Raw genomic sequence first — 24,512 nt, 5'->3', positions numbered from 1 at the left:
GCCGGGCTGTCCACCGGCATCCGGCCCGTCCGGCTCGGCCCGCCGCCGGCCCCGCGGCTCGCCGCCAGCCCGGGCAGCGCCACGCGCCCCGGCCTCGGGCGGATTCATGCCATGCGTTCCACCATCGCCACCGGGCCGGCTTCGACCGTGCGCTCCGGTGTCCGCGTCCAGCCGGCCTCGACCGTGCGCTCCCGTGTCCGCATCCGGCCGGCCTCGACCGTGCGCTCCCGTGTCCGCATCCAGCCGGCCCCGACCGTGCGCTCCCGTGTCCGCATCCAGCCGGCCCCGACCGTGCGCTCCCGTGTCCGCATCCAGCCGGCCCCGACCGTGCGCCCCAGTATCCGCGTTCGGCCGGCCCCGACCATGCGCCCCGGTGTCCGCGTTCGGCTGGCCCCGACCATGCGCCCCAGTGTCCGCGTTCGGCTGGCCCCGACCATGCGCCCCAGTGTCCGCGTTCGGCTGGACGAAAGCGTGCGCGCCGCTGTCCGTGCCCGTCTGCGCGCTGTCCGGTGCGCCGTGACGCCCAGTGCGCCGCTCACCCAGAACCGGCGGGGCGGCGTGACCCGCCCGGTGACCGGTGTCGCCCTCACGCGCCGCGCTCCCGGCCCGGCCGTGCCGACCGGTCGGCTCGTCGCCCGCGTAGCCCTGCTCAGCACGCGACCGGCGGCCGCGGGACCGGCCGGCCCGCTCATCGGCGGCTCCTGGCATTCCCGGAATCGCGCCCGACGGATCCGCCTGCTGGATGAGGTCGAAGCCACTCGGCATCGCCCCGGACTGGTGGACCTGGTCATAGCCAGGAATCGCTCCCGACCGGTGCGCAGCGTCGCCCCCACTCGGGACCGACCGCGACCGCTGCGCGGCGTCACTCCCACCTGGAATCGGACCCGACCGGTGCGCAGCATCGCTGCCGCCCGGAATCGGACCCGACCGATACGCAGCATCACTGCCGCCCGGAATCGGACCCGACCGGTGCGCAGCATCGCTGCCACCCGGGATCGGTCCGGACCGGTGCACGGGATCGAGCCCGGCCGGTGTCGCACCGGGCCGGCGACCCTGGTCGAAACCGCCCGGGATCGGCCCGGACTGGTGAACCGGATCCGCTCCCGGACGCCCCGAAGCGCCCGGCTCCGCGGGCCGGAAACGATCACGGGCCGGCCCAGCCGGCGACATCGGCCGAACACCGGGCGAGGTGGGGCGAACGCTAGAGGTGGCGCCCCGAGACACCGCGTCCCCAGGTCGCACACCGGGAATCTCGGGAGCATTGCCAGAAAGCGGAACAGGCGCACCACCGGCAGGCGGCATCGCCCCGGCGGCCGCACCACCGAGGCCGGCACCCGGTCCACCCGGCTCGGAGTCGAACTGTCGCCGGCCGTGCCCCGGCTCAGGCGCCGCAGCCGGACGGGCGGCCGACCCAGGCGGCCCGCCCCGGCGCGCACCGGGTAGCGGCTGCCCCGACACGGGCCTGGCCGGCATCTGCCCATGCGGCACTTGACCAGGTCCTTGACCAGGCATCTGCCCGGGCGGCATCTGCCCCGGCACCTGTCCGTGTGGCTGCCCAGGCACTTGTCCAGGCCCCTGGCCAGGCATCTGTCCCGGCACCTGACCGGCCGGCATCTGTCCAGGCGATATCTGGCCTGGCACCGCGGCGGAGGCACCCCGCGGCATCTGCCCCGAAGTTTGCCCGTGCCCACCCGGCGGCACCTGACCGGCACCTGCCTGACCGGGCACCTGAGCCGCAGCCCGCCCCGGCGGCATCTGACCACGCGGTCCACCCGGACGCGGCCCACCCGGCGCCTGACCAGCCGGCGTCTGAACGGCCGGCACCTGGGCACCCGGCATCGGACCGCCTGGCACCTGGGCACCCGGCATCTGGCCGCCCGGCACCTGACCGCCCGGCATCTGGCCGCCCGGCTGCTGCCCAGGCGGAACCGGCCCACCCTGACCAGGCCGGCGCCCAGGCACAGCCGCACCGGGCGCTACCGGCCCAGACTGCTGCCCGGGCCCGAACCGTCCAGGCCCACCCTGTCCCGGTGTGACGGGAACCGGCGGCTGCCCCGGATAACCAGGCTGCCCAGGCGGAACTGCACCGGATCGCGCACCCGGCGAAACCGGCGCCGGCCCAGGCCGCGCACCCGACGAGACCGGAGCCGGACCAGACCGGGCTCCCGGTGAAACCGGAGCCGGACCAGACCGAGCACCAGGCGAGACCGGCGCCGGGCCCGACCGCGAAGCCTGCCCCGGCGCCACCGGCCCGCTCTGCCAGCCGCCGGTCGCGTGCTCCCCCGAGCCGCCCTGCCACCCCGGCGCCCCGGAACCACCCCGCCCCGGGCCGCCGAACTCCTCGCCCGGCAGGGCCATGTCGTCGCCGGGCGCGTCGTCCGGCCCGGGCGCGACCCGCCCGGATTTGCTCGTCCGGCCCTCACCGGGGGACGTGCCGGGGCCGATTGCGGAGCGCTCCTGCTTCGCGGTGCGAAGGTCGTCGAGCCAGCCGGTTTCCTCGCGCGGGATCTCCTCGGGGACAGCCGGCTGCTCGGGCCGGCCACGCCCGAAGCGACGACCCTTCTTACCGGTGTCGTCGTCGGGCCGATCGGCACCCCGCGCTTTCACGGCTGTTCCTCCCCGGCGCTCAGGCCGTTGTCGTCTGTCCGCTTGCCGTCGCCCTCAGCAGCAGCCGGGGCGACACTCTCTGTCACAACCCCCGGACTGTCCGCGATCCCGCCGGAAACGGAGTCCGCCGAAGACTGTGACGCATCCTCGGCCCGAGCACCACCCGCCGCGCGGTCCGCGGTACCCGCCGAAGCGGTAACCGACCTGGTCACGCCTGAAGTTACGGGTCCGAGACCGCGGACGATCCGGCGCAGGCGTGGCACCCGTTCCCCGACCGCGCGTTCGGCCCCGTGATCGGTCGGCCGATAGTAGTCGGTGCCGACGAGATCATCCGGCGCGTACTGCTGCCGGACCACGCCGCGCGGATCGTCGTGCGGGTAGCGGTAGCCGCGGCCGTGCCCGAGCCCGCGCGACCCGGAATAGTGCGCGTCCCGCAGGTGCGGCGGCACCGGGCCGCCCCGGCCGGCGCGGACGTCGGCCATCGCGGCCCCGAGTGCGGTGGTCACGCTGTTCGACTTAGGCGCGGTGGCCATGTGCACGACGGCCTGAGCCAGGTTCAGCTGGGCCTCGGGCAGGCCGATCAGCTGCACGGCCTCGGCGGCGGCGGTGGCCACCAGCAGCGCCTGCGGATCGGCCATCCCGACGTCCTCGCTGGCGAAGATCACGATGCGCCGGGCGATGAACCGCGGGTCCTCGCCGGCGACCAGCATCCGCGCCAGGTAGTGCAGCGCGGCGTCCGGGTCGCTGCCCCGCATGCTCTTGATGAACGCGCTGGTCACGTCGTAGTGCGCGTCGCCGTCCCGGTCGTAGCGCACGGCTGCCACGTCGACCGCCCGCTCCGCGGTCGCGAGGTCGATCTCCTTGGCACCCTGCGCCAGCGCCGACCCTGCCGCCGCTTCCAGCGCCGTCAGGGCCTTACGGACGTCGCCTGACGCCAGCCGTACGAGATGGTCCTCGGCCTCGCCGGAAAGGGTGACCGCGCCGCCCAGCCCGCGCTCGTCGGTGATCGCGCGCCGGATCAGGCCGCGCACGTCGTCGGAGTCGAGGGCCTGCAGGGTCAGCAGCACACAGCGGGAGAGCAGTGGCGAGATGACCGAGAAGTACGGGTTTTCGGTGGTGGCCGCGAGCAGCGTGACGGTCCGGTCCTCGACGGCCGCGAGCAGGGAGTCCTGCTGGGTCTTGCTGAAGCGGTGCACCTCGTCGATGAACAGGACGGTCGGCGGCCCACCGTAGCGGCGCTCGCGGCGCGCGGTGTCGATCACCGCTCGCACGTCCTTGACGCCCGCCGTCAGCGCCGACATAGCGACGAACTTGCGGTCGGTGGCGTGCGCAACCAGGTGCGCGATCGTGGTTTTGCCGGTTCCGGGTGGACCCCAGAGGATCACCGACATCGGGCTGGAACCGGTGACCAGCTGGCGCAGCGGCGCGCCCGGGGCCAGCAGATGCTCTTGGCCGACCAGCTCGTCGAGGCTGGCGGGACGCATCCGGACGGGCAGCGGCGCGTCGGCGGCGGGGGCGGCGAATCCGGCGGGGTCGACGCCGGCCGGAGCCGCGGACCGCACGTCCGGCGGCGCGAGTGAGAAGAGCCCGTCCGTGTCCATCGCAATCGACAGTACCGGCCGTTCGGGGATGATCCGAAACGTGCCTGGAAGCGCTCCCGCCTGCCCTCACGCAGAGGGCAGGCGGGGTCACGCAGAGGTCAGCCGCGGCCCGGGCGACGGCCGTAGAAGCGGCGCCCGGACCCGCTGCCGGCCCGCGGCCCGCTGCCGACGCCGGCCAGGTAGAGCGAGAGAAGCAGCAGGCCGAGTGAAGCCAGCGTGGGGAAGTTGAACAGGTCGGGGGCACCGAATTGGGTGTCCAGCAGGTCGGCCAGAAGCCAGATACCGAAAACGACAGCTGCGGCGATGGCAAGCATCGGTTTCCTCCGGGGGGATCAGAGAGCCAGTGACCCGCTGATACCCGATGGGGAGTGCTCCCGAAACTCCACTTTCGGCTTGACGAGATAGAGAGGCGCCGCTGCGGCGAGCACGATTGCGCCGGTCACGATCGCGGCCGGGGTTCCGGCCTGCGCGGCGACCGCGGTCAGCACGATCGCGCCGATCGCGAAGCCCGGCTGCCCGACCATTGAGTTCAGCGACAGCAGACTGGTCCGGAAGTCGCCTTCGGCCTGCCGGTGCAGCAGCCCGGCGTGCACCGGGTTCGCCGCGCCGTGCATCGTGTAGCAGAGCAGGAATGCCCCGATCACCCCCACCGGCCCGGCGAGCAGGCCCATGCCGACGATCGTCACGCCCTGCACGATCTTCAGCGTGAAGCCGGTCCAGCTCGGCCCGATCCGCCGGGCGAGCAGCGGCACCAGCGCCGCACCGGCCGCCGACGCCGCCCACGCGACCGAGTTGACCGGCCCGAGCAGCGCTCCCGCCGTGCCCGGATCGGACATCACCTCACTGAGTCGGACCGGCATCAGCTTCTCGAAGGTCACCATGCCGAAGCTCCAGAAGAACTCCACCATGACCAGCGCGAACACCACGCGAGACCGGCGCGCCAGCCCCAACGCCCTGCCGATCGCCGTCGGCACGCCTTTCACCGACGCGGCAAGAGCCGCGAACCCGCGAGCGGGGCGCTCCTCGACCATCAGCAGCGCCACGGCCACCGTGCCGATCAAGCTCAGAACCAGAGCAACCACCACCGGTACGGTCAAAGCGCTCACCGGCCCGATCGGACCCAGCCAGACCAGTCCCCCGCTGATCAGGGCGGCCCCGGCGATGGACAGGCCGATCACCACCCCGCTGCGGCTGAGGCCCCCTTCGATGTCAGCCTTCGAGTCGGCGGCCAGGGCATGATCGACATACCAGGCTTCGAGGGGCCCGGAGTCCAGCGCCCGGTAGATGCCCTGCAGCAGATAGACCAGCGCGAACAGCGGCACCGTGTCGGCGAAGAGCCACAGCCCCAGCGAGGCCAGGTTGACCACGCCGGCAATCAGTAGCACCGGTCTGCGCCCGACCGCATCGGAGAGCCCACCGGTGGGCAGCTCAAGGAAGAGAACCGTGATGCCCTGGATGGCGGCGACCGCACCGACCTGGGCGATGCTGAGTCCCCGCTCCAGCGGCAGCAGCATCATCACCGGGATGAGCAGTCCCACCGGAAACCACCGCAGGCCGGCCAGGAACAGATAGCGAAAGCGAGCTTGCGCGGCGGTCACCGATCCTCCTCCACACCCAGCACGGCGTCGTCGTCCGCCGCGGTCGCTGTCCTCACAACCTCTGCCGCAGCCGGCGCCCGGCCGGTGTCCGCCGCCCGAACGTGGCCCGCATCGGCCTCACCTGACACTCGACCCGCGTCCGTCGGTTGAGCCGTGCCCGCCTCTGCCTGAGCATGCGGCCAGCCGGCGTGGGCCGCCGCCGGGGCCCGGTCGCCCTCCTCGTTCGTCGGGAGCGCCGCCAGGTAGAACGCAATCTTCCGAGCGCCCGGCCGCGGGTCGGCCTGCGACGCCGCCACGTGCCGCTCGATCAGCGCCTCGACGTCATCCAGGAGGGCCCGGACCTGACCCGGGTCCATGTGGAGCAGATAGTCGGAGAGCCCGCCGGTGTCACGCCACTCGGCCGGCTCGTCGGGCAGGCCGTGCCGCCACTGCTCGGCCAGCTCCACGAACCGGTTGGCCTGGAACGCCTCCAGCCAGTCAGCGGCCGCAGTCGCATCCGGGTCGTCCAGGTAATAGCTGCGGTGCCAGCTCGACATGTCGTGCGCGGCCCGCCACCACCGCTGCCGTCCCGCGCCGGGCCGCTCCACATCGATGACCAGCCCGGCCTCGGCGAGCTGCCGCAGGTGATAGCTGGTCGCGCCGGTGTTGGTGCCGAGCAAGCCGGCCAGCCCGGTCGCCGTCGCCGGCCCCTCGGCCCGCAACCGGCCGAGCAGCCGGACTCGCAGCGGGTGCGCGAGCACCCGGATCTGCTGACCGGTCAGATGCACTTGGCTGAGTTCCTCTGCCATGCGTCCACAATATCTGTGCACAACTTCTTTGCATAGTATTTTTGCAACTGGGCTCTTGAGGTGAAGCGCGGTTCAGGTCGCACAGTCATCGGCATGACTCTTGATGAAGCCCTGCACCGGCTCCGCGACACCGGCCCCGAGCGGGCCGGCTGGCTCTCCAACCACGCCCCCATGGCAGTCGAGGCGATGGTCCGGCACGGACGCGCAGACCGGGTGCACCGCTGGATCGACACCTACCGCGACCAGCTCGAAGACGCCCCTCGTGGCATCGCCCGGATCACCCCCGACGAATGGCGCGACCCGCTGGGCGACCCGACACGCACCGGCGACTGGCTGGCCTTCTTCGACCGCAAGCTGCGAACCGCCCCGTGGCGCGACGTACTCGCCATCTGGTGGCCCCGGCTCCTGCCCGGCATCGCCGCCGGAGCCACGCACGGCGTGATCCGCGTCGGCCACGCCGTCCGGGCCCTGCTGGATCACGAAACCCCTGAGCGGACAGCCGAACTGGCCCAGGGCCTCGGCTATTGGGCAGCCCGATGGCAGCCCTTGGCCCCGCCAGGCCGCGGCCCGTATCCCGCGATCGATCCCCGCGCGGCCCTTGACGCCGTCCCCCGGATCCCCGACCAGCGTTTCGGCATCCGCAGCCGCCTCGCCCAACTCGCCGAACTGCCCACCTGGCCCCAAACAGCCGGCGCGGTACCCGCGGGCAACGCGACCACGGCAAATCCCACAGCCGGCGCAGTGCCCACGGCCGATGCGACCACGGCAATTCCCACAGCCGGCGCAGTGCCCACGGCCGATGCGACCACGGCAGATCCCACATCCGGCGCGGTACCCGCGGGCAACGCGGCCAAGGCGAGCCCTACAGTTGGCGCAGCCAATGCGAAGCCCGCAGGCGCCGTGGCCGAAGCGCGGCTTGCAGCAGCCGTAGCCGGCACAGCGCCGGACCGGCTTCGGGCGATCGTCGCAGCGGCCGTCGTGCGCTATCGAAGCTTCGGACACGGCAGCCCGGTCATGCTGGTCCACGCCGCCACCGCGCCAGCGGCCGTCCTGCGTACCCTGCCCGCGCTTCCGTCGGAACTCGCCGCTCCGAGCCTGGCCGCCGCATGGGCTGCGGCCGCCGCGGTAACGGCCGCCTACACCCCGGCGACGCCCGACCCGTCAGCCGCCGAACCGGCGGACCCGTCCTGGACCGCAACGAACATCTTCGATGAGGCGATGATCTCCGGCGACGCGCACGCCATCAAGTTCGCCGACGCTGCGATCGAGATGTGGCAGGCCGTCCCGGACCCAGCACTGCTTGCCGCCGCAAGGCACGCAACAAGGCTGATCGGCTGATCCGTGAGCGTCCCCGCTACCACCTCCCTTCCGCACGGTTGCCACAAGAGGGCGTCTGACGCCACCGGCTCAGGGCGGTGGCGGCCCGGCCGCCGGCCGGGCTGGGACGCGTGGCGAATCGAAATAGACCGAGACGTGCAGCCCACCGTCGGGTGGAGCAGCCAGGGACAGCCGAGCGCCATGGGCCACCACGATGGCCCGCACGATCGCCAGGCCGAGCCCGTAGCCGCCGCCATGTCCGACCCGCTGCCGGCCTAGACGCTGGAACGGCCGGAGCAACCGGTCCAGATCCTCGGCGGGGATCACCGGCCCGGTGTTGCGCACCGTGATCTGCTCAGCGGCTGTCTCCACCTCGGCCCAGCCCCCTGCGACGTTGTGCCGCAGCGCGTTCTCCACCAGGTTGGTGACCAGGCTCTTCAGCAAGATCGGATCGCCGGTGACCGTCGCGGCGCCGAGTGCCGCCTTCACCCGGACGCCTCTCGTCTCGGCCTCTTCCTCATGGGCCGCCAGCACCGCGCCGGCCGCCCGGGCGAGATCGACCCGCTCGGCGCTCTCGATGCCCCGCTCGCTCCCGGCCAGGAGCAGCAAGCCGTTGATCAGGCGCTCCTGGGCGGCGCCCAGCTCGAGCACGTCCCGGCAGGCGGCCCGGAGCGAGTCGACGCCGGCGTCCGGGTCGGCCAGCGCGACCTGCAGCAGAGTTCGCTCCGCGGTGAGCGGCGTCCGCAACTCGTGCGAGGCGTTCGCCACGAAATCGCGCTGCGCCGTGAACGACGCCTCCAGCCGCTCGAAAAGCTCGTCCAGGGTCTCGGCAAGCCGGGCGAACTCGTCGTCCCGCCCGGTCGGGCCGAGTCTGCGGTGCAGATTGCTGGCGGAGATGTCTCGCGCCGTCTCGGTGATGGTCCGGACCGGGCGGAGGAACCACCCGGCGATCATCCAGCCCAGCACCAGGGCGACCATCCCCATCACGGCGAGACCGAGCGCGGACGCGGCGACGATCGGCTGCAGGTTCCGCTCGACGGCGGCGCCGGGCGGAACGCCACTCCCGGCCCCGGTGGCCGGCACGCTCACAGAGGTCTGCGAAAGCGGCACAGAGACCAGAAGGGCGCCGGAGACGAGGAACGGCCCCGCGTAGAGCAACATGAGCTGGGCACGCAGCGACGGTCGTTTCATCACGCCACACCGATCCGGTAGCCAGCTTCCCGAACGGTGTGGATCAGCGGCGGATCACCGAGTTTTACCCGCAGCCGCCGGATCGTCGTCTTGACCGTGGTGGTGAACGGGTCCGCCGCCTCGTCCCAGACCCCTTCCAAGAGATCCTCGGCGGAGACGGGGCGCCCCGCCGCCCCGAGCAGACACTCCAGCACGGCGAACTCCTTCGGGCTGAGATCCAGCCGGTTTCCTCCGCGCACGGCCACCCGGCGGGCCGGATCGAGGCGGAGATCACCGCACTCCAGAACCGGCGGCAGCGCTGCGGACGGTCGCCGGGCCAGCGCCCGGATCCGTGCCACGAGCTCGTCGAAGTCGAACGGCTTGGGCAGATAGTCGTCGGCCCCGAGCCCCAGCCCGTCGACGCGCTGGCGGACAGTGCCCGCGGCGGTCAGCATGAGCACCCGGCTGCCGGAGTCGCCGGCGACGATCCGGCGGCACACCTCGTCGCCGTGCACGCCGGGCAGATCCCGGTCGAGCACCACGACGTCATAGCGCGTGCTGGCCAGCCGCTCCAACGCCTCCGACCCGTCCAGCGCGAGGTCGACCGCCATCCCTTCACGGCGCAGCCCGGTGTCGAGGCTGCGGGCCAGGACCACGAAGTCTTCCACCACGAGGACGCGCATGAGGCAACGATGCCAGTCCGTAGGTGACAGTGGGGTGACAGCCGCCGGCACGCTCCTGTCACCTACGAACGCGTAGACCGGTCGGCATGAACATCACCGTGGACAGTTTGCGTAAGCGGTTCGGCCGGACCGTCGCGCTCGACGGCATGTCTTTCGCGGTCGAGCCAGGGCAGGTCACCGGCTTCGTCGGGCCGAACGGGGCGGGTAAATCCACCACAATGCGGGTGATCCTCGGCCTGGACCGGGCCGATTCGGGTTCCGCGCTGGTCAGCGGCCGCCCTTATCGAAGTCTCGACCGACCGCTGTGCCAGGTCGGTTCCCTGCTCGACGCCGGCGCCCTGCAGCCCGGCCGGACGGCACGCAACCACCTGCTCTGGCTGGCCCATTCCCAGGGCCTGCCCGGCTCCCGGGTCGACGCCGTGCTGGAGCAGGCGGGTCTGACGGCGGTCGCCCGCCGGCGTGCCGGTGGCTTCTCTCTCGGCATGCGGCAGCGGCTCGGCATCGCCGCCGCCATGCTCGGCGATCCACCGGCGGTGATGCTGGACGAGCCGTTCAACGGCATGGATCCGGAGGGCATCATCTGGATGCGCGGCTTCCTGCGCTCACTCGCCGCGGAGGGCCGGGCGGTGCTTCTCTCCAGCCACTTGATGAGTGAGCTCGAAGGCGTTGCTGACCACGTCGTGGTCGCCGGCCGGGGCCGAACGATCGCTGACGCGAGCATCGGCCGCCTGTTGGCGGACACCACACGCGGCCGGGTCGTCGTGCGCACCGCCGATCCCGCGGCCAAACCGGCGCTGACCGAGGCGGGTGCGACGGTCACCGAAGACAGCTCGGGCACGCTGACCGTCACCGGCCTGCCGGCCGAGGCGGTGGTGACCGCGCTGAACCGGAGCGGCATCGCGTTCTCCGAGGTGGCAGCACGGCGCACCTCGCTGGAGGAGGCATATCTCGAACTCACCCGCGACGCGGTCGAGTTCCGTGCCGAGGAGGCCCGATGAGCACGTCATTCCCGCGGGAGGCCGCCGGACTGAGCCCCGATTCGGCAACGCATGGTCAAACGCCGCCGCCCGTCTCCGCTCTGCGCACCTTCGGGCGGCTGATGCGCGCTGAGTGGACCAAGCTGCGGACAGTGCGCGGCTGGATGGCGGCGCTGCTCGGCGGAGTGGCCGCCATGATCGCGCTCGGCTTGATGACCGGTGCCCAGGGCTCCTGCACACCGCAGCGGTGCGCACAGCCGACCGGTCCGGACGGGCAGGAGGTGACCGACGCCTTCTCGTTCGCACACCAGCCGCTGACCGGTGATGGAAGCATCACGGTGCGGGTCGCGGAGATGGACGGTCTGATTCCGGCGGATCCCGGCACCGAGGCCGAGGACGCGGGCCAGGGACCGCAACGGGCGGATGGTCCGCCGAGCGGGATGCCCGGTCTCGCCCCCTGGGCCAAAACCGGGCTGATGATCAAAGACGGCACGCGACCAGGCGCCGCGTACGCCGCCATCATGACGACCGGATCGCACGGCGTGCGCATGCAGCACAACTTCACTCACGACCGGGCGGGCACGTCCGGCAACGCTCCACGCTGGCTTCGCCTGACTCGTACGGGTGAGCTGATCGTCGGTGAGGAGTCGGCTGACGGCCATGCCTGGACCAAGGTCGGCGAGGTCCGCCTCAACGGGCTCCCGGCCACCGTGCAGGCCGGGATGTTCGCCACCTCCCCGCAGTACAGCCGGGTCGACGACGGCTTGATCGGCACCGCGGCGTCGGGCGGTCCGAGCCAGGTCACCGGCGCGTTCGACCACCTCGAACTTGAGGGGGATTGGCCGGCAGCGGCGTGGACCGGCACCAAGATCGGCGGGCCGATCGACCGCGATGTCAGCGGCTTCGGGCTCACCGGCCCGGTGTTCCGGGTGACCGGCTCGGGCGACGTCGCGCCGGCCACCGCCGGGCTGGCAGGCATCGGTGTGACCATCACGCAGACCCTCGTGGGGACGTTCGTCGCGCTGATCGCCGTCGTCGTGCTCGGCGCCGTCGTCATGACCGCCGAGTTCAGGCGCGGTCTGGTCCGCACCACCCTGGCGGCGGCACCGCGCCGCGGCCGGGTCCTGGCCGCGAAGGCGGTGGTCCTCGGCGGCGTCACCTTCCTCGTCGGGCTGGTCGCCGCGGTGCTCGTGGTCGAGATCGGCGGCCGGGTGATGGTGTCCCGCGGCGTCTACGTGCATCCGGTCACGACGGGGATCAGGACGCAGGTCGTCGTCGGGACCGCGGCTTTGCTGGCGTTCTCGGCGGTGCTGGCCATGGCGCTCGGCACGGTGCTCCGGCGCAGTCTCACCGCCGTCACCACCGGCATCGTGCTGATCGTCCTGCCCTACCTGCTGTCGCTGACGGCCCTCTCCGGCGAAGCCGCGGACTGGGTGCTGCGGGTGACGCCCGCGGCCGCGTTCGCGCTGCAACAGAGCAGGCCGGCCTATCCGCAGGTGGACAACCTCTACACCGCTGCTCTCGGCTACTTCCCGTTGCCGCCGTGGGGCGGATTCTCGGTCCTCGTCGCCTGGACGACGGCCGCTCTGGTCGTCGCCGCGGTTGCCCTGCGCCGAAGGGACGCCTGATGCCACACTCCTCCGCAATCACGGCGGCCACGGCTTCCGGGTCCCCGTCGGGGGCCCACCGATCTCCGACGGGCGCCATGCTGCACGCCGAGTGGACCAAATTCCGCACGACACCAGGCATGATCTGGCTGCTGCTGATCGCCATCGCGGCGACCGTGACCGTCAGCGTCCTCGCGATCAGCACCGCCGACTGCCCGCAGCGGGACTGCGGTGTGTCCGCCACGCTCACCGGTGTGCGCGTCGGTCAGGCCGTCATCGCGATCGTCGCCGTTCTGGTGATCGGCGACGAGTACCGGACCGGGATGATCCGAACCACGCTCGTCGCGATGCCTCGGAGAACCGGCATGCTGGCGGCCAAGGTAGCGGTGGTCTCGGCCGTTCTCACGGTTGCCTCGGCCACCGCCGTACTCGGATCGTTTGTCGCCGGTCTCCATCTGCTGCCCGGACGTGATCTGCCGGCCCTGTCCCTCACCGAAGGTGAGGTCATCCGCGCCTTCGGCGGATCGATTCTCTATCTGACTATGATCGGCCTGCTCGGCGTCGGTGTCACGGTCGTGCTGCGCAGTCCCGCGGCGGCGATCGGCTCCGTGCTCGGGCTGCTCTACGTCTTCCCGATCGTGGCTGCGGCGGTCCCCGACCAGGACTGGGAGCGCCGACTCCAGCAGATCGGGCCCATGGACGCCGGGCTCGCCATTCAGCGCACCGGGGACCTCACCGACCTGCCGGTGCAGCCCTGGCACGGGCTGGGAGTCGTGGCACTCTGGGCCGTCGCCGCGCTCCTGACCGCCGCTGTGTTGCTGCACCGACGCGATGCCTGACCATGCCCATCCGGGCCAGGCACGAGGGGCCAGTGCCGCTGACGCTCAGTCGGCCAGTTTGAAGAGGAGGACCGTCTCCCACTTGTGCATGTCCGGCTGCTCAGCCGGATTGGTCATCAGCATCTCGAGCCGGCACGCCCACGTCTCACCGGTCGGGGTCTGCGTCATGTCCCAGGTCAGGCCCTGGTCCTGGGCCCAATCCAGCAGCCGGGCGGTGACAGCCATGAGCTCGTCCGGGTGACCGATGTGGACGACAGTGGCATACCTGCCGGCGGGGAGCACGTCGATGAAATCCGGAGGCTCGACATCGGCCGGCTCGGCGATCGGGATGCCGGCTTCCACCACCATCTCGGCGGCCATGTCGATCACCCGGTAACGGAAGAACGGTGCGCCGCTGATCGGCACGCCGCGCTGGGCCAGGCCGGCGAACATGGTGGGAAGATGATCAGCCACACGCGCGAACTCGGTCATGGTGATCGACTCGCGGCGGCCGACATAGGCCTGCTCGTTGCGCTGAACGATGGTCGGCTCCACCCTGCCAGTCTCACAGGCCCGGCGGCCGGGCGCATCCCGGCCGCCGAACCTGCGGAGGAACCGCGATCGTGCCGCCACGGGGCGGCACGATCGTCAGTTGGAGTGCTGGACCGGAGCGGCCTGACCATCGGTGCCGGGGGTGCCGGCGGCCGCCTTCGGCTTGGCGTCGATGCCGGCTTCCAGCCGCTGCTGCGCGGTGATCGGCGTCGGCGCGGTGGTCAACGGGTCGTAGCCGCCGCGGGTCTTCGGGAACGCGATGACCTCGCGGATGGACTCGTTGCCGGAGAGCAGCATGCAGGTGCGGTCCCAGCCGAGGGCGATACCGGCGTGCGGCGGCGGGCCGTACTTGAACGCCTCGAGCAGGAAGCCGAACTTGTCCTGCGCCTCCTCCGGCGTGATGCCGAGCAGATCGAAGACGCGGCTCTGCACGTCGGCGCGGTGGATACGGACCGAGCCGCCACCGATCTCGTTGCCGTTGCAGACGATGTCGTACGCGTAGGCCAGCGCCTGGTCCGGCGCCTCCTCGAAGCGTCCGACCCACTCGTCGTTCGGCGAGGTGAACGGGTGGTGCACCGCGGTCCAGCCACCCTCGTCGGTCTTCTCGAACATCGGCGCGTCGACGACCCAGCAGAACGCCCAGGCCGACTCGTCGATCAGGTTCGACCGCTTGGCGATCTCGATCCGGGCCGCGCCGAGCAGCTCCTGCGCCTCACGACGCTCGGTCGCCGCGGCGAAGAAGATCGCGTCGCCCGGCTTGGCGCCCACCGCGTCGGCCAGACCGGCCAGGTGCGCCTCGGAGAGGTTCTTCGCGACCGGGCCGCGGGCCTCGCCGGTCTCGGCGTCGAGCACCACGTAGGCGAGGCCACGCGCACCGCGGGCCTTCGCCCAGTCTTGCCAGCCGTCCAGTTCCTTGCGCGTCTGCGAGGCGCCGCCCGGCATGACGACCGCGCCGACATAGCCGCCCGCGTCGATCGCGCCCGCGAAGACGCGGAACGCCGTGCCGCGCAGGTACTCGGTCAGCTCGACCAGCTCGACCCCGTAACGCAGGTCGGGCTTGTCCGAGCCGTAGCGGTTCATCGCGTCGTGCCAGGTGATCCGGGGGATCGGGCGCGGGATCTCGTAGTCGGCGAGCTCGCTCCAGAGCCGGCCGACGATCTCCTCGCCGAGCTCGATCACGTCGTCCTGGGTGACGAACGACATCTCGATGTCGAGCTGGGTGAACTCCGGCTGCCGGTCGGCGCGGAAGTCCTCGTCGCGGTAACAGCGGGCGATCTGGTAGTACCGCTCCATGCCGGCGACCATCAGCAGCTGCTTGAACAGCTGCGGGGACTGCGGCAGCGCGTACCAGGTGCCGGGCTGCAGACGGACCGGGACCAGGAAGTCGCGGGCGCCCTCGGGCGTCGACCGGGTCAGGGTCGGCGTCTCGATCTCGTTGAAGTCGCGGGCGTGCAGGACCTCGCGGGCGATCTGGTTGGCGCGGCTGCGCAGGCGCAGCGCCTTCGCCGGGCCCGAGCGGCGCAGGTCGAGGTAGCGGTACTTGAGCCGCAGGTCGTCGGCGGAGGTCACGCTGTCGTCGACCGGCAGCGGCAGCGGCGCCGCCTCGGAGAGGACGACCAGCTCGCTCGCCACCACCTCGATCTCGCCGGTGGCGAGGTCCGGGTTCTCGTTGCCGGCCGGGCGGGCGTTGACCTCGCCGACGACCTTTACGCAGAACTCGTTGCGCAGCGCGTGCGCGTCCTCCTCGCGGAACACGACCTGCACCACGCCGGAGGCGTCCCGAAGGTCGACGAAGATGACACCGCCGTGGTCGCGCCGGCGGGCCACCCACCCGGCGAGCGTCACCGTCGTGCCGGCGTCGCTCGCGCGCAGTGTGCCGGCGTCATGGGTACGGATCACGGAAACGTCTCCTAACAGAGTTCGCGGGGCGCACCCAACATTCTGTCAGGCACGCCCCGCGCTACGCGCCACGGGCCGGTCACCGCGGAACCTGCCACGATGTGGCGCGCAGGCCGGCGGTGCCGGTGCCGCCGACGTCGATGATCTCCACGAGAACCAGTTCGGCCGGCGTGGCCGCGGTCAGCACGCACAGTGCCGTGCCCTTCTTGACCTCCACGTCGGCGCCGGGACCGAGCGGGCTGGTGCGGATCGCCCGCTGACAGCCGGGCGCATCGAGGTCAGAGCTGCTGCCCTGGCTGCCGGCCGCGGCGCCGGCCCCGAGGCTCAGGCGGGGAGGCTCGTCACCGCACCGGCTGTCATAGCGGAGGTCGGCCACCTTCTCGTCGGCGTCCGCGCGCGGTTCGTCGAGGTCCAGGAAGAGCACCGCGGCACATCCCACCTGCACATGCAACGGTTCCTTGGCGTAGGAGACCGGGTACTCCTCGGGCTGCGCGGGCCGGCTCGCCGCATGGTCGTCCTGCGTACCGGGTGCCGTTTGCGAGGAACGGTCGTGGGCCGATCGGGCCGTCTCGAAAGCACGCCAGGACAGCATTCCCGCCCCGGCCGAAGCGAGTAGCGCGAGGAGGCTGAGCAGCACCGCCAGCACGACAGCGGACCGGCCGCGCCGCTTCGACGGCCGTCCTTCTGACGCGCCCAACGGCTCGGTCGGGCCCTCCGGGACGGGTGGCTCGGCGGCATAGGTGGACGGCTCCGTCCAGGACGGCGCCGGGCTGGCCGGTCGCTGCGCGGGCGCGTTGACCGAGTACGTGCTGCCCTGATGGCCGGCCGGGCCGGGGGTGTGATGCGGCATGTTCTGCTGCACACCGGCATTGCCGGAATGGTGAGGCGTGGCCGGCTGAACGGCGGCGTTGCCCGAAGAAGGTGGCGTGCCCGGGTGGGCGGCCGGATTGCCCGGATAACCAGCATGGTTGGCCGGATATCCGGGTTGGTTCGCCGGGTAAGTCGGCGCGTTGGAGGCGGGATGGTGGGCGGTCGGTTCGTTCGCTGCTGCTCGAAAAACGGGCATGGCGGACTCCGGCGACATAGAAGAAGAAAACGCTTGATCGGCCTCCAATGACCATAAACATTCGCGATCTCCGCGGGCCATCCCCCAGCGAGGCGACTCCCGCATGGAGGTTTCCCATCGGTACGGGTTTAGCGCCCCGTCGCCTCGACGACTGCCGCAGCGCTGAACCATCCGTCCTGAAGAACCGGCACCACGCTGCTCGCACCGGCCTCCCCGGCCACGTCCACGTCCGCCCGGAAGCCCTGAACGATCAGCTCCCGGCCTGATGCGGCGTTCGCGAGTGCTGTCGGCAAGTCGTCCGCCACCGAGCGGTAGGCCGCCACGGCCACACCGGCTTCCGGTGAGAGATCGTCGAAGCCGTCCAGGAAGGCGCCCGCTCCCCACAGATCCTCGATCGCCGGGCGCAGTGAACCATCCGGCCACCGCTCCCCCGCCGCGATCACCGCCACCGGCCGCTCACCGGCGCGCTCCCGAACCCACGTGCCTGCCGCTGCAGCGTTGCGCAGGCTGACCCCGACCACCGTGGCGCCCGCCTCGGCGAGCCGTGCCGAGATCGTGGAACCGTTCGGCGACGGGAGCACCAGCCGTTCGACGGGATGCTGCGCGACCGCCCGGGAGATGCTCGCCGGGGAAAGACTGATCTCGGCCGGTCCCGCCATCGAGCGCCCCACCGCGAGGGCCGCACCATGAGTGCCAGCCGCCTCCGCCGCCGAATCGTCCCGCCACCGGTAGGGCAGCACGGCGATGCCGTGCTCGACCGCGACGGTCAGGGCGGTCGTGAAGGACAGCACGTCGATGACCGCGACGAACGCCGTCCCGACCGCGATCGCGTCGGCGCCCGCCGGACCCCAGTCGAAGCGGGCTCGGTACTGCGTCTGCTGAAAGACCGGGTTCATCAGAAGTACGTGTGCAGCACGTCCACGACCTGCCGCTCCTCGTCGACGACGGGGATGTCCCGCCATTTGTCGAAAGCCGTGCACGGGTGCGAGATCCCGAACCGGATCAGGTCACCCGGGGCTACCTCGGCTCCGTCCACGGCCAGGTAGGCGTGATGGTCGTTCAGCTTGCTCACCCGCAGCCCGTCGGCCGCCCGTGCCGGCCCGCCGGACGCGCGGATCTCCAGGGGGATCGGCAGTCCTTCGTCGAACGGCGTGTCCCGTTTGCCCATGCCGACGATCGCCAGACCGGGTTCTGGCGCCGACAGGACCTGAGCCCAGATCTCCAGCGCGGCCGTGAGCGGACCCTCATCGGCGACCCGGACGAACGGGGTGTGTTCGCGGTAGAAACCGTCGTCGTGGGTGACCGTTGCCCCGCTACGCAGGACCAGCCGAGCCCGCGTGCGGAGATCGCCGAGCCGGTCAGCGACCCGATCGAACCACGCGCTGCCACCGGCCGAGAGGATCGGCTGCGGGGGCAGGAGATCTTGCTTGTCCAGCAATTCGAACGCGGCGACCATGCGATCCAGGAACTCGTCCACCCCGGCCTGATCGGGCAACTGGCCCTCATAGCCGGTCAGACCGGCGAGCTCGACACCCGGCGCCGCGTCCACCGCCCGTGCGACCTCTTCCAGTTCGTCGAGGTGGCGAATCCCGGTACGGCCGTCGAGGTGACCCAGCTCGACCAGAACCCTCAGCGGACCACCGGTCTCGGCCGCGGCGGTGACGCCCGCGACCGAATCGACCTGGAAGTAGACCTCCCAGCCCGCGGCACTCTCGGCGGCCAGCCAGCGCAGCGCCGTCGGGTCCAGAATTTCGTTGGCGATCAGGACTCGTTCGACGCCGAACCGCCGCAACACGAGCGCCTGGTTCGGAGTGGCCACCGTCAGGCCCCAGGCCCCGGCACGCAGTTGCGCCTCGAACAGGCCGGGCGCCATCGTCGTCTTGGCGTGCGGCGCGAATTCCAAGCCGTGCCGCTGGCAGTAGGCGGCCATCGTGGCGATGTTCGCCCGCACCGCTGACTCCCGCACCACCAGCAGAGGCCAGGTGAAGCCGCCCCCGAAGATGCTCGGACGCTCCGCCGCGACCTGCTCGGGGCTGCGAGACGCGTCCGGCGACCAGAATCCTTTGCTTCGCCAGTCGATCGTCACGGTTGGCCTCCTTGTCGATGGTTGCGAGACTGCGGGTCATGGTCGACATCGCGCTGCCCGCCACGTTCGCCCGCACGGTCGAGGATTGCTGGGGTCCCGACGGGCGCCGCTGGCTGGCCGGCCTGCCCAGGATCGCTGAGCAGGTGATGTTGAGGTGGGAGCTTCTGGCTGAGGACCCGTTTCCGTTGAGCATGAACTGGGTGACCCGGGTACGCCGAGCAGACGGAACAACCGCCGTGCTCAAGCTCGGCGTACCGGAAGCGGGCCACCTGGCGGACGAGGCGGCCGCCTTGGAGTTCTTCGCCGGCCGCGGCGCCGTCGCCGTGCTGGCCCGCGACGACGCGCGAGGAGCGCTGCTGCTGGAGGAGGCCAGGCCCGGCGTGCAGGCGCGGGCGCTCGTCCCGGAGTCCGACGAGGCGGCGACCGCCGCGATCATCGAGGTGATCCGCCAGCTGCACCGTCCGGCTCCGCCCGGTGTCCCGTTGCCCGAGCTGTCCCGCCGGGTAGCCTCGTTCGACGATCATCTGCGCCGGTTCCCGGGCGAGGGTCCGGTGCCCCGCCACCTCGTCGAACGGGCCGGCCGCCTTTTCGCCGAGCTGTGCGCAAGCGCGACCGAGCGGGTGGTGCTCCACGGCGATCTGCACCACGACAACGTGCTCACCGCCGACCGGGAGCCGTGGCTGGCCATCGACCCGCACGGCGTCATCGGGGACCCCGGTTACGAGGTCGGTGCGCTCCTTTACAACCCGGACCCGACGAGCACGGACGACACCGTGCTCGACCTCTTGCCGGCCCGCGTGGAACAGCTCGCGGACGGGCTGGACATGCCGATCGAGCGGGTGATCGCCTGGGGTTTCGTACAGGCGGTGCTCTCGGAGGTGTGGACCTTCGAAGGAGACAGCACCTCGAACATGCGCTCCTTGCGGGCGGCGCAGCGACTCCTGCCGATGCTCTCGTGACGTCATGACATCGGGCGGCGCAGATCGGCGGTCATCTCGTGGAGTTCGGCCAGCCGGTCGGCGAGCTCGCGAGGATTTCCGGGTGCGTCCGGCCGGGCATCCCACGGACGGGGCCCGGTGGGTGGCCGATAGTTGACGCCGAGCGCGTCCAGCCGGGCGAGGTGCTCGGGAAGCCTCGCCGAGAAATCGGCGAAGTCGCGGTCGGCCGACGCCCAGACCGCCTCGGCGAAAGCGCACAGCCGTGGAAATACCTGGTAATCCACTCGGCGGGCGGACTCCAGGTGCTCGGTCCACACGTTCGCCTGGCCACCGAGAACGAGAGCTGCCTCGGCATCGGTCAGCCCGGCCGGAATCGGCTCGAAGGCGTAGACGTCGGCGAGCGTGAGCCGGGTGCCGACGGGCGTCGGCTCATCGGGGTCGTCGGACTGCCGGTAGTCCAGGTAGACCGAGGTGTCCGGGCACGCCACCACCTCATGGCCGGCGCGTGCCGCGCACGACGTGGGCTCGACGCCGCGCCAAGCGGCGACAACGGCTCCCGCGGGCGCTCCACCCGCCAGGATCTCGTCCCAGCCGAACAGCCGGCGGCCGCGGGCGGCCAGGTGCTCGGCGAGCTGGGCGGTGAACCACGGCTGCAGTTCGTGCGGGCCGACGAGTCCTTCGGCCCGGATCCGCTCCCACGCCACCGGACTCTGCTGCCACTCCGTCGTCGGGCACTCGTCGCCACCGACGCCGATCAGCTCGCTCGGGAAGATGTCGCAGAGGTGATCGAGCACCGCGCGGCAGAAGTCGAGGGCCTCGGAGCCGACGTTGAGAACGTGCGCCGACACGCCCCACGCCGCACGAACCGGGCCGGAGTAACCGTGTCCCAGCTCGGGATAGGCCGCGACGGCTGCCTGCATATGGCCGGGCATGTCGACCTCGGGCACGACGGTCATGTGCCGGTCGGCCGCATAGGCGACGATCTCGTGGAGGTCGTCGTCGGTGTAGAACCCGCCGTGCGGCCGCCCGTCATAGGCATCGTGAGAGCGGGAGCCGAGCATGCTGGACGGCCGCCAGGCCCCGACGGAGGTGAGCCGGGGACGCCCGGGAATCTCTATCCGCCACCCCTGGTCGTCGGTGAGATGCAGGTGCAACACGTTGAGCTTGTGGAACGCGGCGAGGTCGACGAAGCGCAGCACGTCGGAGACGGGCATGAAGTGCCTAGCCACATCGAGCATCACGCCCCGCCAGCGGAACCGTGGCGCGTCCACGATCCTGCCCGCGGGGATCGACCACGGGCCATCACCGATCCGCGCCCGTCGCAGTGCCCCCGGCGCAAGCAGCTGCCGCAACGTCTGGGCGCCGTAGAAGACGCCTGCTGCTGAGCCACCGGTGATCACGACGCCTGCCGGATCGATCTCCAGCGCGTATCCCTCGGCGGGCAGATCCTCATCGAGTCCCAGCCGGATGCCGCCGTCGCCGGGTGGCAGCGGGCAGCCGGTCCCCGCTCCCAGCGTGTTACGCAGCCAGGCCGCCACTCCGGCGAGAGGCGGTGCGGCGTCGAGCCGGGTTGCCGCCTCGAGACGAAAGCCACCTGCTGCGGGCGAGGTCGACCCGGGGCGAGGCACGATGCTCGTAAGTAGCTCGTTCACGATGCCTCCTTGACGTGGCGGCTGCTGAGGAGGACGCTACAACGAACCACATACGAACTACCAGGGGTTCGCGGCAACAACTCGGAAGGGGCGGCCATGAGGATCGGGCTGGTCGTTCACGCCGGGCACCGCGAGCGGTTCGCCGAGGCGGCACGCACTCTCACCGGTGTCTCCTTCGACTGGGCGGCCTACGAGCGCGAGGAGCAGATCCGCGATCGGGTCGCTGGCCTGCTGGCCTCCGGCAGCCTCGACGGCATGTTGCTCGGCCTCGTTCCGTTCAGCCGGGCCCGCGACATGATCCCGGCCGGGCTGCCCGTCGCCGTGACCCGGTCCGCGGCCCTCGACCTGGCCCTGGCCTGGGCGCGAGCCCGCGGCAACGGCTGGCCGGCCACGCCGGTCAGCATCGACACCTTCTCCGACGAGACCGTCGCCGAGGTGGCGACAGCACTCGACCTCGACCGCTCGGCCATCGCCACGCTGCCGTTCGAGGCGGGGCAGTCGATCGCCGACGTGGTCGCCTTCCACCGCGACCACCTCGCCCGACACGGCTCGCGCTATGTGATCAGCGTCCGGACCGGCGTCGCCGCCGCGCTCGACGGGCAGGCAGCCGTGCTGCACGCCCTGGCCACACCGGGCACCATCCGCGCCGACCTGCACGAGCTCGTGCTGCGGGTGCGGCGCCGGCGCGCCGACGAGCAGCGTTTCGCGGCCGCCGTCTTCCGCACCCCCGAGACCGGGACGCGTGCGGCGTTGCGGCAGGCATTACGCGATGTTCCCGAGCTCGCCGACGCGTGGGTCGAGGAACACGGAGCACGCGGGGTGGTGGCCTTCGCTCCCGCGGCGGTGTTCGAGTCGCTGACCGGGCACTGGGTCAGCGCGCCCATCGCCTGGCACGGCAAGGCGAGCGGCGCGGCCACCCCCACGGAGGGTGCCGTCGCCGGTTTCGGAATCGGCCCCTCGGCGCGGCGCAGTGTCGCCCTCGCGGAACAGGCCGCTGATCGAGCCGAGCAGGACGGCACCTCGGCGGCCTACCTGATCACCGACGAGGGCGTGATGATCGGGCCGATGGGCGCGTCCGGGCCGGCCCTCACCTACACCTATCGGCAGCACGGTGGTCTTGAGTCGCTCGCCGCCCGGGCCGGCCTGAGTCCGGCCACCCTGTCCCGGCTGGCGGCGCTGGAGCGGTCCTTGGCCGGCCGCCCGATCTCCCCCAGCGAACTGGCCACCTCGCTCGGCATCACCGATCCCAGCGGGCGGCGCCTGATCCGCAAGCTCGCCGACGCCGACCTGGTGAGCCAGGAGGGCAGCACCCAGCCGTATCACAAAGGCCGCCCGACACGGCTCTATCGGCTCGCGATCGGATCCGCGCTGGCCGCGGGCGAGCACGTCGCCACGTCCACGGGAGGTGCGGACACATGAGCTACGACCTGCTGCTGACCGGTGCCGAGCAGGGCGACGTGGCGGTCCGGGACGGTCTCATCGCTGCCGTGGGACCCGGCCTGCCCCGCGACGCCCGTCAGGTGGTCGACGTCTCCGGGCGGCTGGTGGCCCCCGGGCTCATCGACCTCCACACTCACGTCGGGCCCGGCTATTGGAGCATCGATCCCGATCCGATCGCCTGGTTCTCGGGCGTCACCACCTGGGTGGACGCGGGCTCGGCCGGGGCGTACACATGGGGCGGTCTGCGCCGGGTCGCCACAGAAAGCGCCGTGCGGGTTCCGGCACTGCTCAACATCTCCGCGGTGGGGCTGGCCGGGCGGACCGGGGAGAACCGCGACCTGGCGAACTGTGATACCGCCCTCGCCATCGACACGATCCAGGCGAACCGCGATCTGTTCCACGGCATCAAGGTCCGGATCGACGCCGAGGTCGTCGGCGTCAATGGGGTCGAACCACTGCGGCGCGGCCTCGCCGCTGCTGAGGCCTGCAAGGTGCCCGTCATGGTCCACATCGGGGCCGCGCCGCCCGCCGTCGATGAGGTTCTCGACCTGCTGCGGCCCGGTGACATCGTGACGCACTGCGCGAGCGGTATCGCCTCGCCACTCGGGCCGGCTGTGCGTTCGGCGGCCGAGCGCGGCGTCCTCCTCGACCTGGGCCACGGTTCGGGCGGATTCGCCTTCGACGTGCTGGAGGCACAGCTCGACGCGGGGCTGCGACCACACACCGTCTCCACCGATCTACATGCCCGTTCGGTGTTCGGGCCGGTCTTCGACCTGCCGACCACGATGGCGAAACTCCTCGCGGTCGGCGTGCCACTCGCGGACGTCCTCACCGCGGTCACCAAGAATCCGGCCGATGCGCTGGGCCTGCCCGGCGGGACACTCACGGTCGGCGCCCCCGCCGACCTCGCCATCTTCGAGGTACGGGCGGAGCAGTTCTCGGTGACCGACGCGCACCGGCAGACCCGCACCTCACCGATTCGGCTGGTCAACGAGGCGACCTATGTGGGTGGCCGCCTGTTGAGCCCGCGACTGCCTGCTCCCCCGGCACCCTGGGTTCCCCTCACCCGGGCCCAGCACGCGGCACTGACCCGCCGTGAGCGCCACATCCGTGACCTGCTCGCCACGCCCCTGGTGGACGTGGACGGGCTGGCCGAACAGTTCCCGAGAACGAAACCGAGGAGTTCCTGATGCCCAAGCGCGCTGTGATGACCGACAAGGCGGCGCCCGCCGGAGGCCCCTACTCGCACGCCGTGATCGCCGGTGACACGATCTACCTGGCCGGCGCGGTCCCGGCGCTGCCCGACGGCACGTGGGTGACCGGCAGCTTCGCGGAGCAGGCACACGCGGCCTTCCGCAACCTGGCGACGGTCGCCGAGGCGGCCGGCTCCAGCCTGGACCAGGCCGTTCGGGTGGGCGTCTACCTGCGCGACTTCGACGACTTCGCGGAGATGAACGAGATCTACCAGCAGTACATCAAGGGCGACAACCTGCCGGTGCGCACCACGCTCCCGGTCCCGCTCGTCGGATTCGACATCGAGATCGACGCCATCCTCTACACCGGGTCCTAGCTGCGGCGGAGCGCCGGCAGCTGCCGGCGCTCCTCTCTCGCCCGAGCCAGCACAGCAGGGCGCAAGCACCCGACGTCAGCGGCCGCGCGCAAGCACCCGACGTCAGCGGCCGCGCGCAAGCACCCGACGCCAGCGGCCGCGCG

At 71.7% G+C, this 24,512-nt stretch carries 21 protein-coding genes; 8 read left to right on the top strand and 13 right to left on the bottom strand.

The annotated features are described in order from the left end of the window. Window positions 1-104: 104 nt before the first annotated feature. The 5 genes from AB0F81_RS40075 to AB0F81_RS40055 form a co-directional block, all read right to left on the bottom strand. Entirely contained in the window at window positions 105-311 is a 207-nt protein-coding gene (locus tag AB0F81_RS40075) for a hypothetical protein (protein ID WP_360206810.1), read from the bottom strand. 2,292 nt (window positions 312-2,603) lie between these two features. Beyond that, entirely contained in the window at window positions 2,604-4,208 is a 1,605-nt protein-coding gene (locus tag AB0F81_RS40070) for a replication-associated recombination protein A (protein ID WP_360206807.1), read from the bottom strand. 98 nt (window positions 4,209-4,306) lie between these two features. Continuing rightward, the gene (locus AB0F81_RS40065; protein WP_360206805.1) at window positions 4,307-4,522 is read right to left on the bottom strand and encodes a hypothetical protein; all 216 of its coding nucleotides are present in this window, start codon (window positions 4,520-4,522) and stop codon (window positions 4,307-4,309) included. An 18-nt stretch (window positions 4,523-4,540) separates the two neighbouring features. Continuing rightward, window positions 4,541-5,806, bottom strand: coding sequence for an MFS transporter (locus AB0F81_RS40060; protein ID WP_360206802.1), 1,266 nt, complete (start codon window positions 5,804-5,806; stop codon window positions 4,541-4,543). After that, a complete protein-coding gene (locus AB0F81_RS40055) occupies window positions 5,803-6,594 on the bottom strand; it encodes a winged helix-turn-helix domain-containing protein (RefSeq protein ID WP_360206799.1) in 792 nt (263 codons plus the stop codon). The genes AB0F81_RS40060 and AB0F81_RS40055 overlap by 4 nt, the downstream gene beginning before the upstream one ends. Window positions 6,595-6,687: 93 nt before the next feature. Here AB0F81_RS40055 and AB0F81_RS40050 point away from each other — a divergent pair, with 93 nt between their 5' ends. Then, window positions 6,688-7,932 (top strand): questin oxidase family protein, encoded by a 1,245-nt coding sequence (locus AB0F81_RS40050; protein WP_360206796.1) that lies wholly within the window; start codon window positions 6,688-6,690, stop codon window positions 7,930-7,932. 69 nt (window positions 7,933-8,001) lie between these two features. On the opposite strand, the gene AB0F81_RS40045 is transcribed toward AB0F81_RS40050, so the two are convergent. Then, the gene (locus AB0F81_RS40045) at window positions 8,002-9,102 is read right to left on the bottom strand and encodes an ATP-binding protein (protein ID WP_360206793.1); all 1,101 of its coding nucleotides are present in this window, start codon (window positions 9,100-9,102) and stop codon (window positions 8,002-8,004) included. Next, window positions 9,102-9,764, bottom strand: coding sequence for a response regulator transcription factor (locus AB0F81_RS40040; RefSeq protein ID WP_360206791.1), 663 nt, complete (start codon window positions 9,762-9,764; stop codon window positions 9,102-9,104). The genes AB0F81_RS40045 and AB0F81_RS40040 overlap by 1 nt, the downstream gene beginning before the upstream one ends. Window positions 9,765-9,850: 86 nt before the next feature. Between AB0F81_RS40040 and AB0F81_RS40035 the strand changes: the two genes are divergently transcribed. The 3 genes from AB0F81_RS40035 to AB0F81_RS40025 are packed head-to-tail and all read left to right on the top strand — an operon-like array spanning window position 9,851 to window position 13,187. Beyond that, window positions 9,851-10,762 carry an ATP-binding cassette domain-containing protein gene (locus tag AB0F81_RS40035; protein WP_360206788.1) on the top strand — a complete coding sequence of 304 codons (912 nt, stop codon included), beginning with the start codon at window positions 9,851-9,853 and terminating at the stop codon, window positions 10,760-10,762. Continuing rightward, the gene (locus AB0F81_RS40030) at window positions 10,759-12,369 is read left to right on the top strand and encodes an ABC transporter permease subunit (protein ID WP_360206785.1); all 1,611 of its coding nucleotides are present in this window, start codon (window positions 10,759-10,761) and stop codon (window positions 12,367-12,369) included. Before AB0F81_RS40035 ends, AB0F81_RS40030 begins: the two co-directional genes overlap by 4 nt. After that, window positions 12,285-13,187, top strand: coding sequence for an ABC transporter permease (locus AB0F81_RS40025; protein ID WP_360206782.1), 903 nt, complete (start codon window positions 12,285-12,287; stop codon window positions 13,185-13,187). Before AB0F81_RS40030 ends, AB0F81_RS40025 begins: the two co-directional genes overlap by 85 nt. Before the next feature lie 45 nt (window positions 13,188-13,232). Here AB0F81_RS40025 and AB0F81_RS40020 read toward each other — a convergent pair whose 3' ends face one another. The 5 genes from AB0F81_RS40020 to AB0F81_RS40000 all read right to left on the bottom strand — a co-directional run bounded on the left by AB0F81_RS40020 (window position 13,233) and on the right by AB0F81_RS40000 (window position 18,769). Next, a complete protein-coding gene (locus tag AB0F81_RS40020; RefSeq protein WP_360206779.1) occupies window positions 13,233-13,721 on the bottom strand; it encodes a GyrI-like domain-containing protein in 489 nt (162 codons plus the stop codon). 93 nt (window positions 13,722-13,814) lie between these two features. Continuing rightward, entirely contained in the window at window positions 13,815-15,617 is a 1,803-nt protein-coding gene (aspS, locus tag AB0F81_RS40015) for an aspartate--tRNA ligase (protein WP_360206776.1), read from the bottom strand. A gap of 79 nt (window positions 15,618-15,696) precedes the next feature. After that, window positions 15,697-16,731 (bottom strand): hypothetical protein, encoded by a 1,035-nt coding sequence (locus tag AB0F81_RS40010; protein ID WP_360206774.1) that lies wholly within the window; start codon window positions 16,729-16,731, stop codon window positions 15,697-15,699. 80 nt (window positions 16,732-16,811) lie between these two features. After that, complete coding sequence (locus tag AB0F81_RS40005) at window positions 16,812-17,579, bottom strand: 2-phosphosulfolactate phosphatase (RefSeq protein WP_360206771.1); 768 nt, start codon at window positions 17,577-17,579, stop codon at window positions 16,812-16,814. Further along, window positions 17,579-18,769 (bottom strand): alanine racemase, encoded by a 1,191-nt coding sequence (locus AB0F81_RS40000; protein ID WP_360206769.1) that lies wholly within the window; start codon window positions 18,767-18,769, stop codon window positions 17,579-17,581. Before AB0F81_RS40000 ends, AB0F81_RS40005 begins: the two co-directional genes overlap by 1 nt. 38 nt (window positions 18,770-18,807) lie before the next feature. Between AB0F81_RS40000 and AB0F81_RS39995 the strand changes: the two genes are divergently transcribed. Further along, window positions 18,808-19,728, top strand: coding sequence for an aminoglycoside phosphotransferase family protein (locus AB0F81_RS39995; RefSeq protein ID WP_360206767.1), 921 nt, complete (start codon window positions 18,808-18,810; stop codon window positions 19,726-19,728). A gap of 2 nt (window positions 19,729-19,730) precedes the next feature. Here AB0F81_RS39995 and AB0F81_RS39990 read toward each other — a convergent pair whose 3' ends face one another. After that, window positions 19,731-21,359 (bottom strand): beta-N-acetylhexosaminidase, encoded by a 1,629-nt coding sequence (locus AB0F81_RS39990; RefSeq protein WP_360206764.1) that lies wholly within the window; start codon window positions 21,357-21,359, stop codon window positions 19,731-19,733. A gap of 96 nt (window positions 21,360-21,455) precedes the next feature. On the opposite strand from AB0F81_RS39990, the gene AB0F81_RS39985 reads away from it, so the two are divergent. The 3 genes from AB0F81_RS39985 to AB0F81_RS39975 are packed head-to-tail and all read left to right on the top strand — an operon-like array spanning window position 21,456 to window position 24,369. Further along, a complete protein-coding gene (locus AB0F81_RS39985; protein WP_360206761.1) occupies window positions 21,456-22,778 on the top strand; it encodes a helix-turn-helix domain-containing protein in 1,323 nt (440 codons plus the stop codon). Continuing rightward, window positions 22,775-23,989 carry an amidohydrolase/deacetylase family metallohydrolase gene (locus tag AB0F81_RS39980; protein WP_360206758.1) on the top strand — a complete coding sequence of 405 codons (1,215 nt, stop codon included), beginning with the start codon at window positions 22,775-22,777 and terminating at the stop codon, window positions 23,987-23,989. The genes AB0F81_RS39985 and AB0F81_RS39980 overlap by 4 nt, the downstream gene beginning before the upstream one ends. Beyond that, on the top strand, window positions 23,989-24,369 hold the full coding sequence (locus tag AB0F81_RS39975) for a RidA family protein (RefSeq protein ID WP_360206755.1): 381 nt from the start codon (window positions 23,989-23,991) through the stop codon (window positions 24,367-24,369). Before AB0F81_RS39980 ends, AB0F81_RS39975 begins: the two co-directional genes overlap by 1 nt. Window positions 24,370-24,512: the final 143 nt, after the last annotated feature.

This window comes from Actinoplanes sp. NPDC024001, assembly GCF_040638955.1.
In the GTDB taxonomy this organism is placed as follows: Bacteria; Actinomycetota; Actinomycetes; order Mycobacteriales; family Micromonosporaceae; genus Actinoplanes.
This window is presented reverse-complemented; position numbering and strand designations above follow the sequence as displayed.

What these genes read in the sequence shown, in the direction of transcription:
- AB0F81_RS40075 (WP_360206810.1), bottom strand. Translation starts at nt 311, where the DNA reads ATGCGGACACGGGAGCGCACGGTCGGGGCCGGCTGGATGCGGACACGG.
- AB0F81_RS40070 (WP_360206807.1), bottom strand. Translation starts at nt 4,208, where the DNA reads ATGGACACGGACGGGCTCTTCTCACTCGCGCCGCCGGACGTGCGGTCC.
- AB0F81_RS40065 (WP_360206805.1), bottom strand. Translation starts at nt 4,522, where the DNA reads ATGCTTGCCATCGCCGCAGCTGTCGTTTTCGGTATCTGGCTTCTGGCC.
- AB0F81_RS40055 (WP_360206799.1), bottom strand. Translation starts at nt 6,594, where the DNA reads ATGGCAGAGGAACTCAGCCAAGTGCATCTGACCGGTCAGCAGATCCGG.
- AB0F81_RS40050 (WP_360206796.1), top strand. Translation starts at nt 6,688, where the DNA reads ATGACTCTTGATGAAGCCCTGCACCGGCTCCGCGACACCGGCCCCGAG.
- AB0F81_RS40045 (WP_360206793.1), bottom strand. Translation starts at nt 9,102, where the DNA reads ATGAAACGACCGTCGCTGCGTGCCCAGCTCATGTTGCTCTACGCGGGG.
- AB0F81_RS40040 (WP_360206791.1), bottom strand. Translation starts at nt 9,764, where the DNA reads ATGCGCGTCCTCGTGGTGGAAGACTTCGTGGTCCTGGCCCGCAGCCTC.
- AB0F81_RS40035 (WP_360206788.1), top strand. Translation starts at nt 9,851, where the DNA reads ATGAACATCACCGTGGACAGTTTGCGTAAGCGGTTCGGCCGGACCGTC.
- AB0F81_RS40030 (WP_360206785.1), top strand. Translation starts at nt 10,759, where the DNA reads ATGAGCACGTCATTCCCGCGGGAGGCCGCCGGACTGAGCCCCGATTCG.
- AB0F81_RS40005 (WP_360206771.1), bottom strand. Translation starts at nt 17,579, where the DNA reads ATGAACCCGGTCTTTCAGCAGACGCAGTACCGAGCCCGCTTCGACTGG.
- AB0F81_RS39995 (WP_360206767.1), top strand. Translation starts at nt 18,808, where the DNA reads ATGGTCGACATCGCGCTGCCCGCCACGTTCGCCCGCACGGTCGAGGAT.
- AB0F81_RS39985 (WP_360206761.1), top strand. Translation starts at nt 21,456, where the DNA reads ATGAGGATCGGGCTGGTCGTTCACGCCGGGCACCGCGAGCGGTTCGCC.
- AB0F81_RS39980 (WP_360206758.1), top strand. Translation starts at nt 22,775, where the DNA reads ATGAGCTACGACCTGCTGCTGACCGGTGCCGAGCAGGGCGACGTGGCG.
- AB0F81_RS39975 (WP_360206755.1), top strand. Translation starts at nt 23,989, where the DNA reads ATGCCCAAGCGCGCTGTGATGACCGACAAGGCGGCGCCCGCCGGAGGC.